The sequence below is a fragment of the Streptomyces sp. NPDC005803 genome (genome assembly GCF_040630435.1).
Classification (GTDB): domain Bacteria; phylum Actinomycetota; class Actinomycetes; order Streptomycetales; family Streptomycetaceae; genus Streptomyces.
On the sequence record NZ_JBEXXO010000025.1, the window covers coordinates 44,308 to 57,136 of the forward strand.

The 12,829-nt window shown below is 72.0% G+C and carries 13 protein-coding genes; 3 read left to right on the forward strand and 10 right to left on the reverse strand.

Going from position 1 to position 12,829, the window contains the following annotated elements:
• Positions 1-2: 2 nt before the first annotated feature.
• Positions 3-500 (reverse strand): ribosome maturation factor RimP, encoded by a 498-nt coding sequence (gene rimP / locus ABZ454_RS29780; RefSeq protein ID WP_356319578.1) that lies wholly within the window; start codon positions 498-500, stop codon positions 3-5.
• A 177-nt stretch (positions 501-677) separates the two neighbouring features.
• Here rimP and ABZ454_RS29785 point away from each other — a divergent pair, with 177 nt between their 5' ends.
• The 3 genes from ABZ454_RS29785 to ABZ454_RS29795 are packed head-to-tail and all read left to right on the forward strand — an operon-like array spanning position 678 to position 2,699.
• A complete protein-coding gene (locus ABZ454_RS29785; RefSeq protein WP_359542543.1) occupies positions 678-1,202 on the forward strand; it encodes a hypothetical protein in 525 nt (174 codons plus the stop codon).
• Positions 1,199-1,735 carry a ferritin-like domain-containing protein gene (locus tag ABZ454_RS29790; protein ID WP_356319580.1) on the forward strand — a complete coding sequence of 179 codons (537 nt, stop codon included), beginning with the start codon at positions 1,199-1,201 and terminating at the stop codon, positions 1,733-1,735. The genes ABZ454_RS29785 and ABZ454_RS29790 overlap by 4 nt, the downstream gene beginning before the upstream one ends.
• Before the next feature lie 28 nt (positions 1,736-1,763).
• Complete coding sequence (locus ABZ454_RS29795) at positions 1,764-2,699, forward strand: aminoglycoside phosphotransferase family protein (protein WP_359542544.1); 936 nt, start codon at positions 1,764-1,766, stop codon at positions 2,697-2,699.
• Between the two features lie 71 nt (positions 2,700-2,770).
• On the opposite strand, the gene ABZ454_RS29800 is transcribed toward ABZ454_RS29795, so the two are convergent.
• The 9 genes from ABZ454_RS29800 to aroA form a co-directional block, all read right to left on the reverse strand.
• On the reverse strand, positions 2,771-4,471 hold the full coding sequence (locus tag ABZ454_RS29800) for a proline--tRNA ligase (RefSeq protein ID WP_356319583.1): 1,701 nt from the start codon (positions 4,469-4,471) through the stop codon (positions 2,771-2,773).
• Between the two features lie 73 nt (positions 4,472-4,544).
• Positions 4,545-5,120, reverse strand: coding sequence for a GNAT family N-acetyltransferase (locus tag ABZ454_RS29805; protein WP_356319584.1), 576 nt, complete (start codon positions 5,118-5,120; stop codon positions 4,545-4,547).
• Positions 5,121-5,167: 47 nt separating this feature from the next.
• Positions 5,168-6,010 carry a GNAT family N-acetyltransferase gene (locus ABZ454_RS29810; RefSeq protein WP_359542641.1) on the reverse strand — a complete coding sequence of 281 codons (843 nt, stop codon included), beginning with the start codon at positions 6,008-6,010 and terminating at the stop codon, positions 5,168-5,170.
• A 172-nt stretch (positions 6,011-6,182) separates the two neighbouring features.
• Positions 6,183-7,337 (reverse strand): flavodoxin-dependent (E)-4-hydroxy-3-methylbut-2-enyl-diphosphate synthase, encoded by a 1,155-nt coding sequence (ispG, locus tag ABZ454_RS29815; RefSeq protein WP_356319585.1) that lies wholly within the window; start codon positions 7,335-7,337, stop codon positions 6,183-6,185.
• A 186-nt stretch (positions 7,338-7,523) separates the two neighbouring features.
• A complete protein-coding gene (locus ABZ454_RS29820; protein WP_359542547.1) occupies positions 7,524-8,834 on the reverse strand; it encodes a site-2 protease family protein in 1,311 nt (436 codons plus the stop codon).
• Positions 8,831-10,084 (reverse strand): 1-deoxy-D-xylulose-5-phosphate reductoisomerase, encoded by a 1,254-nt coding sequence (gene dxr / locus ABZ454_RS29825; protein WP_359542549.1) that lies wholly within the window; start codon positions 10,082-10,084, stop codon positions 8,831-8,833. The genes ABZ454_RS29820 and dxr overlap by 4 nt, the downstream gene beginning before the upstream one ends.
• An 82-nt stretch (positions 10,085-10,166) precedes the next feature.
• Complete coding sequence (locus ABZ454_RS29830; protein ID WP_356319588.1) at positions 10,167-10,937, reverse strand: hypothetical protein; 771 nt, start codon at positions 10,935-10,937, stop codon at positions 10,167-10,169.
• A 102-nt stretch (positions 10,938-11,039) separates the two neighbouring features.
• On the reverse strand, positions 11,040-11,534 hold the full coding sequence (locus ABZ454_RS29835) for an amino acid transporter (protein ID WP_359542552.1): 495 nt from the start codon (positions 11,532-11,534) through the stop codon (positions 11,040-11,042).
• Between the two features lie 10 nt (positions 11,535-11,544).
• Positions 11,545-12,813 carry a 3-phosphoshikimate 1-carboxyvinyltransferase gene (gene aroA / locus ABZ454_RS29840; RefSeq protein WP_359542555.1) on the reverse strand — a complete coding sequence of 423 codons (1,269 nt, stop codon included), beginning with the start codon at positions 12,811-12,813 and terminating at the stop codon, positions 11,545-11,547.
• Positions 12,814-12,829 lie beyond the last annotated feature (16 nt).

The following is a 12,829-nucleotide window of genomic DNA, read 5'->3' on the forward strand; positions in this document are numbered from 1 at the left end:
GGCTACGCCTCCTCTTCCTTCTTGTCCTTGCGGTTGAATTCCAGCTCCACGCGCGCCTTGGCGATCTCGTCGAAGGCGATCCGGCGGGAGGTCGGCTTGCGGCCCTTGACGCCCGGCACCTCGAGATCGAGGCCCTCTTCGTCCACCGCGAGGATGCGGGCCACCAACTCGCCGCCCTCGTTCAGCGTCAGCCTGGCCAGGCGGCCCGTGGCACGTACGTAGTGGCGGTGCTCCGTCAGCGGGCGGTCGGCGCCGGGAGAGCTGACCTCCAGGACGTACTCGTCCTCGCCCATCGCGTCGGTCTCGTCGAGCTTGGCGGAGATCGCCCGGCTCAGATCCGCACAGGCGTCGAGCTCCACGCCCTCCTCGGAGTCCACGACGATCCGCAGCACGCGGCGGCGGCCGGCCCGGGACACTTCGATCTCTTCCAGATCAAGCCGCTCGGCGCTGACGAGCGGTTCGACCAGCCCGCGCAGCCTCTCGCTCTGGGTGGTGCTCATCCGGGTGACTCCTCGGCCGCGTGTGCTGTTGTGGGGATCGTCGCGTGTCTGGTCAAAGGGTATCCGGTCCCAAGGGGTGTTGCTGTCCGTCGGCCCCCGGGGCGCGGGTACGCTCGCCAACAGTGATCACTTCCGGACAGATCCAGTCAAGACAGGTCCAGGCCCGAAGGAGAACAAGTGCGGCGCACGGGGACGACGCGCAGGGGAGCGCTGACCGCGACGGGAGCGATCGCCATGGGGGCGGTGCTGGCCGGCTGCGGCAGCGATGACGAGAGCGCCGGACGCAAGGGTTCCGCACGGGCCGACGCGCGGACCGCGGCCGACCGGTCATCGGCGGAAACGTCTCTGCGGGTGCGGGCCCGCGGTGTGAGCACCGCGCTGCTCGCCCGGTACGAACACGTGGTCCAGGCATATCCGGCGACCGCGGCCGGGCTCTCCCCGCTCCGGGACGCCGTCCGCGCCCACATCACGGCCCTGGGCCCCGGCGACGCGCTCGGCTTCGTCCGCACCCCGCCCGCCACCGGTGACGCCGCGGCAGCGGTCCGGGAGCTGGCCGCGGCGGAACGCCGTACCGCCGCCTCGCACACGGAGGCGCTGCTGCAGGCGCCTCCCGAGCTGGCCCGGCTGCTGGCCTCGGTCGCGGCGGCGGCCTCGGCCCACGCCTATCTGCTGACCGAACTGGCCAAGGAGACGAAGGCATGAGCGAGGACGGGACGCTGGCGGCCGCACAGGCCGCGCTGGCCGCCGAACACGCGACCGTGTACGGGTACGGGGTGGCGGGCGCCCGGGTCGCCGCGGACCGCCGCGCCGAGGCCACCGCCGCGCACCACGCCCACCGGGCCCGGCGCGACGCGCTGGTGCGGACGGTGCGCGACCTGGGCGGTGAGCCGGTGGCCGCGGGCCCCGCGTACGCTCTGCCGTTCGCGGTACCGGACGCCGCCTCGGCCGTGCGGCTCGCCGCCGTGCTGGAGGACCGGGTCGCGGATGTCTACTCCGACCTCGTACGGGCCTCCGAGGGCCCGTTGCGGCGGTCGGCGGCGGACGCCCTGCGGGAGGCCGCGGTGCGGGCGGTCCGCTGGCGCGGCAGCGGCGTACCCTTTCCCGGGCTCGCCGAGCGGGCCGCGGACGGGTCCCGCACCGACGGGACCGCGAAGAGGGACGAGGCCACGGAGGCCGGCGCGGAAGCGGGGCCCGACGCCAAGGCCGGCCGGTCCCATCCCGGCGCGGCGCACTGAGAAGTCTCTGAAAGGGAACACAGCACGTATGGGTTTTGAACCGCCGCAGCGTCTGGTGCGAGCGCTCGGCGAGTCGTACGGGGATACGGCCGCCGGGGACTGGCTCGCGCGGCTTCCCGGACTGACCGAGCAGGCGCTGGCCGCAGCCGGCCGGGGCATGACCGTGGAACGGGTCGCCGCCCCGGGCGGGCGCAGCAGCCTGGTCCTGCTGGTACGGGACGCCGACGGCGCCCCGGCAGCGCTGAAGCTCGCACCCGCCGGGGCTGCCCCGGAGCTCGAAAGGGCCGCGCTGGCGCACTGGAACGGCTGGGGCGCGGTGAAGCTGCTCGCGTCCCCGGACGAGGCGCCCGCCCCGGAGCCCGCGGGCGGCGCCCTGCTGCTGGAGCGGCTGCACCCCGAGGTGTCGCTGCGCTCGCTCCCGGAGGCGAAGGCGCTGCTGGAGGCGGCCGGGACGGTGCGGCGGCTCTGGGTCGAGCCGCCCGTGGGGCACGCCTTCGAGACGGTCGCCGGGCGGACCGGGCTCCGCACGGACGCGATGCGGGCCTCCGCGGCGGCCGATCCCGCGCTGGAGCCCCTGGTCTCGGCGGCCCTGGCGGCGCGTGAGGAACTGGTCGCCCAATCCCCCGAGGCCGACCTGCTGCTGCACGGCAACTTCCGGCAGAGCAAGGTGCTCTCGGGCGAACGCGCGCCCTGGCTGACGGTCGGGCCCGAGCCGGTGGTCGGCGAGCGGGCCTACGATCTGGCGCGGCTGGTGCGGGACCGGGTGGAGGACCTGATCGCCTCCCCCGGCGGCGCGGTGACCGCCCGGCGCAGGATCAAGAAGCTCGCGGAGGCGCTGGACGTGGACCGCGAGCGGCTGCACGGCTGGACGCTGTTCCGCGCCGTGGAGTCGGGCACCCGCGCGCTCGCGGCCGGGCGCCGCCAGGAGGGCGAAGTGACGCTGGAGTTCGCCGGCTGGCTGTAGGGCGTGTACGCAGAAGGGGCCCCGCACGGATCTCCGCGCGGGGCCCCTTCTGCGTACCCGGGGCGGGGTGGTCAGCCCTGCTCGGTGAGGCGGGCGATCGCCTCGTCGACCGTGAGCTCCTCGCGCTCGCCCGTGCGGCGGTCCTTCAGCTCCAGGACGCCCTCGGCCGAGCGGCGGCCGGCGACCAGGATCTTCGGGACGCCGATGAGCTCGGAGTCGGTGAACTTGACGCCGGGCGAGATGCCGGGGCGGTCGTCGACCAGGACGCGCAGGCCGGCCGCGGCCAGCTTCTCGGAGACGTCGAGGGCGAGCTCCGTCTGGAGCGCCTTGCCCGCGGCGACCACGTGCACATCGGCCGGGGCGATCTCGCGGGGCCAGCACAGGCCCTTGTCGTCGGCGGTCTGCTCGGCGAGGGCGGCCACGGCGCGGGAGACGCCGATGCCGTACGAGCCCATCGTGACGCGGACGGGCTTGCCCTGCTGGCCGAGCACGTCGAGGGAGAAGATGTCGGCGTACTTGCGGCCGAGCTGGAAGATGTGGCCGATCTCGATGGCCCGGTCGACCTGGAGGCCGGCGCCGCAGTTGGGGCAGGGGTCGCCCGCCTCGACGACGACGACGTCGAGGTAGTCGTCGACCTCGAAGTCGCGGCCCGCGACGACGTTCTTCGCGTGCTTGCCCTCCTTGTTGGCGCCCGTGATCCAGGCGGTGCCGGCGGCGACGCGGGGGTCGGCGATGTAGCGGACCTTCTCCAGTCCCTGCGGGCCGACGTAGCCGCGGACCAGGTCGGGGCGGCCCACGAAGTCCTCGGCGGTGACGAGTTCGACGACGGCGGGGGCCAGGTGCTCGCCGAGCTTGCCGAGGTCGACCTCGCGGTCGCCGGGCACGCCCACGGCCACGATCTCGCCGTCGACCTTGACCAGGAGGTTCTTCAGGGTGGCGGAGGCCGGCACGCCGAGGTGGGCGGCGAGGGTCTCGATGGTCGGGGTGTCGGGGGTGTCCAGCTCCTCGACGGCGCCGGTCGCCGAGGCGTCGACCGGGGTGGACCTGTAGGTCACGGCCTCGGTGTTGGCGGCGTAGTCGCAGTTCGGGCAGTCGACGAAGGTGTCCTCACCGGCGGGTGCGGGGGCGAGGAACTCCTCGGAGGCCGAGCCGCCCATGGCGCCGGACACCGCGGAGACGATGCGGTGGTCGAGGCCGAGCCGCTCGAAGATCCGGATGTAGGCGGCGCGGTGCAGCTGGTACGCCTCGGCGAGACCCTCGTCGGTGGTGTCGAAGGAGTACGAGTCCTTCATCTGGAACTCACGGCCGCGCAGCACGCCGGCGCGGGGACGGGCCTCGTCGCGGTACTTGGTCTGGATCTGGTACAGGATCACGGGCAGGTCCTTGTAGGACGAGCACATGTCCTTGACGACCTGGGTGAAGATCTCCTCGTGGGTGGGGCCGAGGAGGTAGTCGGCGCCCTTGCGGTCCTTGAGCCGGAACAGCAGGTCGCCGTACTCGTCGTACCGGCCGCTCGCCTCGTACGCCTCCTTGGGGAGCAGCGCGGGGAGCAGCACCTCCTGGCCGCCGATGGCGTCCATCTCCTCGCGGACGACGCGGGTGATGTTGTCCAGGACCTTCTTGCCGAGCGGCAGCCAGGACCAGATGCCGGCCGCGGTGCGGCGTACGTAACCGGCGCGGACGAGGAGCTTGTGGTTGAGCGTCTCGGCGTCCGCCGGGTCGTCGCGCAGTGTCTTGATCATCAATCGGGACATGCGCTGGACCTGGGCCATGATGAACTCCTGCTCGGAAGGGTGATGTGCAGGAGGTTAGCCGGGCGGCCCGGGCGGGCGGAAATCGATTGGCTCAGGCGCGCCCGTGACGGAGCAGCGGAAGCGGTGCTCCCATGACCGCGTACGGCAGGGGAGCACTGGGGAAATGCACCTGCCGGGCCAGGTCCTGATACCCGAGCGAGCGGTACAGACCGCGTGCCGGGCTGTCCGTGTCGATGGCGGAGAGGATCGAGCGGGGCTGGTCGACCGCGTCGGTGACGGTGGTGATGAGGGTGCGGCCGATGCCGCGGTTCTGGAACTCCGGGTGGACGTGGAGTTCGGTGATCACGAAGGAGTCGTCGAGCCAGCCGGCCGCGCCGGTGGCCCGCAGGTAGGGCTCGACGACGGTGGACCACCAGTGGCCGCGTTCGTTGGGCATGCCGTAGACGAAGCCGACGAGGTCGCCGTCCGGGGTCGTGGCACCGAGCGCGCGGGCGCAGGGGTGTTCGAGATGCCTGAGGACGATGTGGCGGCGCACCTCGATCTCTTCGGGGCCGAGTCCGAAGGCGACGGCCTGCACGGCGAGCGCCTCGTCCACGCGTGCGGCGAGGTCGACCGGTCCGATCCGGACGCTGGGTGTGTGGGGGCCGTCCCCGGAAGCTGCTGCCATGGACCGACCCTACTGTCCTGGCCGGCCGGTGCGGGCGGAAAGCCGGCTCAGAACAGCACGCTCATGAACGCACCGGTCTCGCGGAAGCCGATGCGGCGGTAGGCCTTGCGCGCGGGGGTGTTGTAGTCGTTGACGTACAGGCTGACGATCGGCGCGACATCGGCGAGCGCGTACCGCAGGACGGCCGCCATGCCGGTCTCGGAGTGGCCGCGGCCGCGGAATTCCGGTGCTACCCAGACGCCTTGGATCTGGCAGGCCTGTGCGGTGGTGGCGCCGATCTCCGCCTTGAAGACGACCTTGCCGTCCTCGATCCGGGCGAAGGAGCGGCCGGCGCCGATGAGTTCGGCGACGCGGGCCTGGTAGAGGAGTCCGCCGTCGCCCGCGAGCGGGGAGATGCCGACCTCTTCGGTGAACATGGCGACGCAGGCCGGCATGAGGACGTCCATCTCGTCCTTGCGGACGCGGCGGACCAGCGGGTCGGGTGCCACGTCGGCGGAGGGGCTCTCGGTGACCATGAGCGGCTGGTTGGCCCGGACTTCGCGGGCGGGGCCCCAGCCGGGTTCGAGGAGCCGCCACAGCTGTGCGGTGGGGCCTGCCGGGCCCACGATCGAGGAGCAGCGGCGGCCGGCCCTGCGGGCGCGGTCGGCGAAGGCCCGGACGGCCTCGGGGGTGGCGCAGATGGGGACGAGGTTGGCGCCCGAGTAGCAGAGCGAGCGCAGGTGGCCGTCTGTGTACCAGCCCCACATCTCGCCGCCGAGGCGCCAGGGGTCGAGGCCGGCGATCTGGACCCGGGAGGTCACGAAGGCGTTGGCTACGGGTTCGCTCTCCAGCACCGCCAGGGCGGCGCCGAGGTCGCTGGGTTCGAGGACCCGGGTGGTGGTCTGCGTCAACACGAGGGGGCCTCACCATACGGTCTGCTGATTTCCGCACTGTACCCAAAGAGGCCGGGGCACGCCGCTCGTGGTCGTGAACCGCCGCCGCGGGAGGCGGTGACCTGGCTCACGGGCAACGCCCCGCGGAGAGGGTTCCTCCGGCGGGGCGCTGCTCGTGGAAGGCGGGAGCTCAACTGATGGAGACCTCGGGCTCGCCGGAGGCGACGCCGTCCTTCTCCATCTGCTCGGCGATCTTGAGGGCTTCCTCGATAAGGGTCTCGACGATCTTCGACTCGGGCACCGTCTTGATGATCTCGCCCTTGACGAAGATCTGGCCCTTGCCGTTGCCCGAGGCCACACCCAGGTCCGCCTCGCGTGCCTCGCCGGGACCGTTGACGACACAGCCCATCACGGCGACCCGGAGCGGGACCTCCATGCCTTCGAGGCCCGCGCTCACCTGGTCGGCCAGCTTGTACACGTCCACCTGCGCACGGCCGCACGACGGGCAGGAGACGATCTCCAGCCGGCGCTGCTTCAGGTTGAGCGACTCCAGGATCTGGAGCCCGACCTTGACCTCCTCGGCCGGCGGCGCGGACAGCGAGACGCGGATCGTGTCTCCGATGCCTTCGCTCAGCAGGGCGCCGAAGGCGACGGCCGACTTGATCGTGCCCTGGAAGGCCGGGCCGGCCTCGGTCACACCCAGGTGCAGCGGGTAGTCGCACTGAGCGGCGAGCTGCCGGTAGGCGTTGACCATCACGACCGGGTCGTTGTGCTTCACCGAGATCTTGATGTCACGGAAGCCGTGCTCCTCGAAGAGGGACGCCTCCCACAGCGCCGACTCCACCAGGGCCTCCGGCGTCGCCTTGCCGTACTTCTTCAGGAGCCGCGCGTCCAGCGAACCCGCGTTGACACCGATGCGGATCGGCGTCCCGGCGTCGTTCGCCGCCCGCGCGATCTCCTTGACCTTGTCGTCGAACTGCTTGATGTTCCCGGGGTTCACCCGCACCGCCGCGCAGCCCGCGTCGATCGCGGCGAACACGTACTTCGGCTGGAAGTGGATGTCCGCGATCACCGGGATCTGCGACTTGGAGGCGATCGTCGCGAGCGCGTCCGCGTCGTCCTGCGTCGGGCACGCCACCCGCACGATCTGACAGCCCGAGGCCGTCAGCTCCGCGATCTGCTGCAACGTGGCACCGATGTCCGACGTACGCGTCGTCGTCATCGACTGCACCGAGACCGGCGCGTCCCCGCCGACCGCCACCGACCCGACCTGGATCTTGCGGCTGACCCGCCGCACGGCGAGCTGGGTCGGAACGGTAGGCATTCCGAGAGAAATGGCAGTCATGCGCTGAGCATCCCCAAGGTGTGGATCGAGGTCCCGGCATCGGCGGGCTCCGGCCTTCGAGGTTACGGCACCGGGCACGGCGTGAAGCACACCGCGTCCGGGTGCCCGGGCAAAATATGGGCTCCCGGACGCACCGCGCGCATCCGCCGTCACGCGCGGTGCACGCGGGCCCCCCCGGCACCGGGGTCAGGAGATCTTGACCGGATTGACGACGTCGGCGACCAGGACGAGCAGGGTGAAGCAGATGAACACCCCGGCGACCACGTAGGCGACCGGCATCAGCTTGGCGACGTCGAACGGACCGGGGTCGGGGCGCTTGAAGACCCGCGCCACGTTCCGGCGCAGCGCCTCCCACAGGGCCCCCGCGATGTGGCCGCCGTCGAGCGGGAGCAGCGGCAGCATGTTGAAGAGGAACAGCGAGAGGTTGAAGCCGGCCAGCAGGAACAGCATCATCGCGATCTGGTTCTGCGCCGGAACGTCCAGCGTCATCACCTCGCCGCCGATCCTGGCCGCGCCGACGACACCCACCGGGGAGTCGTCCGCGCGCTCGCCGTCGCCGAACGCCGCGTCCCAGAGGTCGGGGATCTTGGACGGCAGGGCGATGATCGAGTCGACGCCGTTCTCGATCATGTCGCCCATGCGGACGACCGAGTCACCGAAGGAGAGCGGGACGATCTCCGTCTGCGCGGCGAAGCCGAGGTAGCCGGCGGAGATGTACTTGCCCGGGACGACCTCGCCGTCGGAGTCCTTCTTCGCCACGGCGTTCTTCTTCAGGACGGCGTGGAGGGTCAGCTCCTGTCCGTCGCGCCGCACCGTGATGGTGGCCGGGCCGATCGTGTCGCGGATCCTGTCGGAGAGGACGGACCACTCGTCGACCTTCTGCCCGTCGAAGGCGACGATCTTGTCGCCCACCTTCAGCCCCGCGGCCTGGGCGGGTGAGACCGGGTCGGACTTCTTGCAGGCGTCCCGCTTCTCGCTCTGGGAGATCACGCACTTCTGGACGCCGGCGACTTCGGTCGTCTGCGTCTGGAATCCGAAGGTCATGGCCACACCGAGGAAGATCGCCACGGCCAGGACCAGGTTCATGAACGGCCCGGCGAACATGACGATGACGCGCTTCCACGGCTTGCGCGTGTAGAACAGACGCTTCTCGTCACCCGGTTCGAGCTCTTCGAAGGCGGCGGACCTGGCGTCCTCGATCATGCCGCGCCACGGTGAGGTGGAGCGTGCCTCCAGCTTCCCGTCCGGACCCGGCGGGAACATCCCGATCATGCGGATGTAGCCGCCGGCCGGGATGGCCTTGATCCCGTACTCCGTGTCGCCCTTCTTCCGCGACCAGACCGTCGGGCCGAAGCCCACCATGTACTGGGGGACGCGGATGCCGAAGAGCTTCGCGGTCGACAGGTGGCCCAGCTCGTGCCAGGCGATGGAGAACAGCAGGCCGACGGCGAAGACGGCGATGCCGAGAATCGTCAGCAGGATCGTCGTCGTGCTCATGCGCGCGCCTCCGCGGTGGCCTTGGCCGAGAGTTCACGGGCCCGGGTCCGCGCCCAGGCCTCCGCTTCAAGGACGTCCGCGACGGTCAGCGAAGTTCCCGCCGGCGGCGTTCCGTGTTCGGACACCACCGCCGTGACGGTGTCCATGATCCCGTTGAACGCCAGCCGCCCGGCCAGGAACGCGTCCACGCACTCCTCGTTCGCCGCGTTGAACACCGCCGGCGCGGTCCCGCCCAGCGTGCCCACGTGCCGCGCGAGCCCGACCGAGGGGAAGGCCTCGGTGTCGAGCGGGAAGAACTCCCACGTGGAGGCCTTCGTCCAGTCGAAGGCGGGGGCCGCGTCGGGGACGCGCTGCGGCCAGCCGAGGCCGATGGCGATGGGGCCGCGCATGTCGGGCGGGGTGGCTTGGGCGAGGGTGGAGCCGTCGGTGAACTCCACCATGGAGTGGACGTAGGACTGGGGGTGGACCACGACCTCGATCCGGTCGAAGGGGATGTCGTAGAGGAGGTGCGCCTCGATGACCTCAAGACCCTTGTTGACGAGGGTGGCCGAATTGACCGTGATGACCGGGCCCATGGCCCAGGTCGGGTGGGCGAGGGCCTGTTCCCGGGTGACGTCGGCGAGCTCGTCGCGCGTGCGCCCCCGGAACGGGCCGCCGGACGCGGTGACGACGAGCCTGCGCACATCGGCGCGCTTGCCGGCCGCGAGCGCCTGGAAGAGCGCGGCGTGTTCGGAGTCGACCGGGATGATCTGGCCGGGGGCGGCGAGCGCCTTGACCAGCGGACCGCCGACGATCAGCGACTCCTTGTTGGCGAGCGCCAGCGTGCGGCCCGCCTTCAGCGCGGCCAGGGTGGGAGCGAGACCGATCGAGCCGGTGATCCCGTTCAGCACGGTGTGGCAGTCGCTGCCGGCCAGGTCCGTGGCGGCGTCGGGTCCGGCGAGGATCTCGGGAGGCTGCTCCCCCGCTCCGTACTCCTTGCGCAGCGCCTCGCGCAGGGCCGGCACCGCCTCGGGGGAGGCGACGGCGACCGTGCGCACCTTCAGCCGGCGGGCCTGCTCGGCGAGGAGGGCGACCCGGCCGCCCGCCGCGGAGAGCGCGGTGACGCGGAAGCGGTCGGGATTGCGCAGCACCAGGTCTATGGCCTGGGTGCCGATGGACCCGGTGGAGCCGAGGATGACGAGATCCCGGCGGCCTTCCACGGCGTCGAAGACGAGGTGCGGGTCGGCGAGGGGGGCGGGGCTGTCGCTCATGCCCCCCATTGTGGCGGCATCGGCTGTGCGTGGGGACAGGGCGTCCCCACCACCGCGTCGTAGCTGTCCGCTCACCGGGCGCTCAGCCCTTCGCCGCACGGAACTTGGCCCACTGGGCGGCCATGACCTCCGGCGGCACTCCGCCGATGTCCCTCGTACCGGTGATCTCGCCGCGGAAGGAGAGGGTGGTGGAGCCGGAGCGGACGACGGTGAGGTACTCGTACAGCTTCTCCTTCCCCTTCACGTCGAGGATGGTGAAGCGGTACGCCTTCGCCTCGTCGGCCTCGGCCGCGAAGGCGGGCGCCCGGGCCGGTTCGACCTTCAGGTACTTCGCCGCCGCGATGGCCCGCTGCTCGGTGAACCCGCCGGCGCAGTCCTTGCCGGCCTTGCCGAGGGCCTTCATGACGGTGGCCGCGCCGCCGTTGCCGTAACTGCGCAGGGTGACGTCGACGCTCAGGCCGAGCATCTCGTCCGGGATGTCGACCTTGCGCTGGACCTGGGCGGCCGGGTCGGGGTCGCTGACCTCGCCGGCGAGGCTGACGAGGGGCTGGCAGCCGGCCGGGGCGGCGGTGTACGCGTCGCCGAGCGGGCCGTCGAGGACGTACTCGGACGCCGTGTACGCGCCGACCTTCTCGCCGTCGGTGAAGGACGCGGCCCTCAACCGGCCCTCGCCGGGCGCCGCGGAGCCCGAGGGCCCGGCCGAGGCCTTGGGCTGCTTGTCGCCCCCGGCCGCGCCGCCGTCCGTGCCGTCCCCGTCGCCGCCGCAGGCGGACGCGCCCAGGGCCATCGCGGCCGCGATCCCGACAGCCGCCAGCCGGCGCCGCCGGCCCCGCTGGTTCCTCACCCCGTACATGCCTGTCCCCATTCCCTGATCTGCCGGCGCTGCCTCGCGCCCTGACCGAGGCTCGATTGTGCTGCATGTCCCCCGTCCGTGACTCCGGCGGGCCGGACGGATTCAGAAGTGCGTAGCGATGCCGAATTTCCGGCGGAGGTGGGCCATGTCGTGCAGGTCGTGTGCGGCGGGTTCGTATCCCTGGTGGAATTCGGCCTGCCGCTGCGGCGAGAGGCAGCGCACCGGCGCCCCGCCGACGGTGCCCGTGACGAAACACTCCGCCGGGTAGCAAAAGGGCTGGTCCGGGTCGAAGGACGACTGGACCGCCGATCCGTCGGGGGCGAACCGCAGCGGGTGGAGATCGACTTCGGCACCGTCCGGACGGCGCATGACGAACCGCACGGGGCGCTGGTCGAGCGTCTGCGCGTACCCGGCCGCCGTCAGCGCGGCGACGACGGCAGGTTCCTGGTCCTGGCGGTGCAGCAGGTCGAGGTCCTTGTGGCCACGGGTCTCCTCGCCGATCAGGGCGTCGATGCCCCAGCCGCCGGCCAGTACCGCGTCCGCACCCGCCTCGCGCAGCACGGAGAGCACGGACAGCACGTCTGACGCGGACATCATGCGGCGGAGCCTATCGGTCCGTACCGGCCGGGGCCGGCCGGTCCAGGAGCTCCGCGAACCCGGCGAAGGCCTCGTGGAACCGGGGGAACGTCTTGCGTACGCAGCCGGGGTCGTCGTACGTGATGCCGGGCGTCCGCAGGCCGGTGACGGCGAAGGACATGACGATGCGGTGGTCGCCGTGGGTCTCGATCTCCGTGGGCCGCGGGGTTCCCGGCCGGATCTCGATCCAGTCCGGACCGGTCGTGACCGTGATGCCCATCCGGCGCAGGTTCCGGGCGCACGCCTCCAGCCGGTCGCACTCCTTCACCCGGGTGTTGCCGACGTCCTCGATGCGGACCGGTCCCGAGGCGAAGGGGGCGATCCCGGCGAGCGTCGGCATGGTGTCGGAGATGTCGCGCATGTTGACGGTGATGCCCCGGAGCTCACCGGTGGAGCGGACCGTGGTGGACTCCGCCGTCATGTGCACCTCCGCGCCCATGCGGCGCAGCACGTCGACGAAGAGCAGGTCCCCCTGGAGGGCGCCCTGCCCGAGGCCCGGAACGGTGACCTCGCCCCCGAGGGCCGCCGCCGCGAAGAAGTAGCTCGCGGTGGAGGCGTCCGGCTCGACGGCGTACGTGGTGGCCCGGTAGCCGCCGGGCGGCACCGTGAAGAGGGTGCCGTCCGGACCGCCGCGGGTGACCTCGGCGCCGAAGCTCCGCATCATCGCCAGGGTGATCTCGATGTACGGCGCCGACACCAGATCGGTGACGGTGATCCGGAGCCCTTGCGCGGTCAGCGGTCCGAGCATCAGCAGGGCGGTGAGGTACTGGCTGGACTGCCCGGCGTCCAGGGTCAGTTCGCCGCCCTTGATGCCGGCGGCCTCGATGCGCAGCGGGTGGTGGCCCTCGGCGGCCTCGTGGCGCAGGTCGACGCCGAGCGTGCGCAGCGCCTCGGTGAGCGGGGCGAGGGGGCGGCGGCGCATCTGGGCCGAGGCGTCGAAGCGGTAGCTGCCGCGGGCGCCGGCCGCCGCGAGGGTCGGCAGGAACCGGGCCGTGGTCGCGCCGTCCCTGCAGTAGACGTCGGCGTCGGTGGCGGCGGGCCCGGCCGGGAGGCCCGTGATGTGCCAGGCGTCCGCCTCCCGCGTCACCGCGTAGCCGAGGGCGGTGAGCCCTTCGGCGAAGCCTTCGGTGTCGTCCGAGCTGAGGGGGCGTACGAGGGTGCTGGTGCCGTGCGCGGCGGCGGCCAGGAAGAGGGCGCGCGCGGTGACGGACTTGGAACCGGGGACATGGATGACGGTCACGGGGGCCCATCCTGCC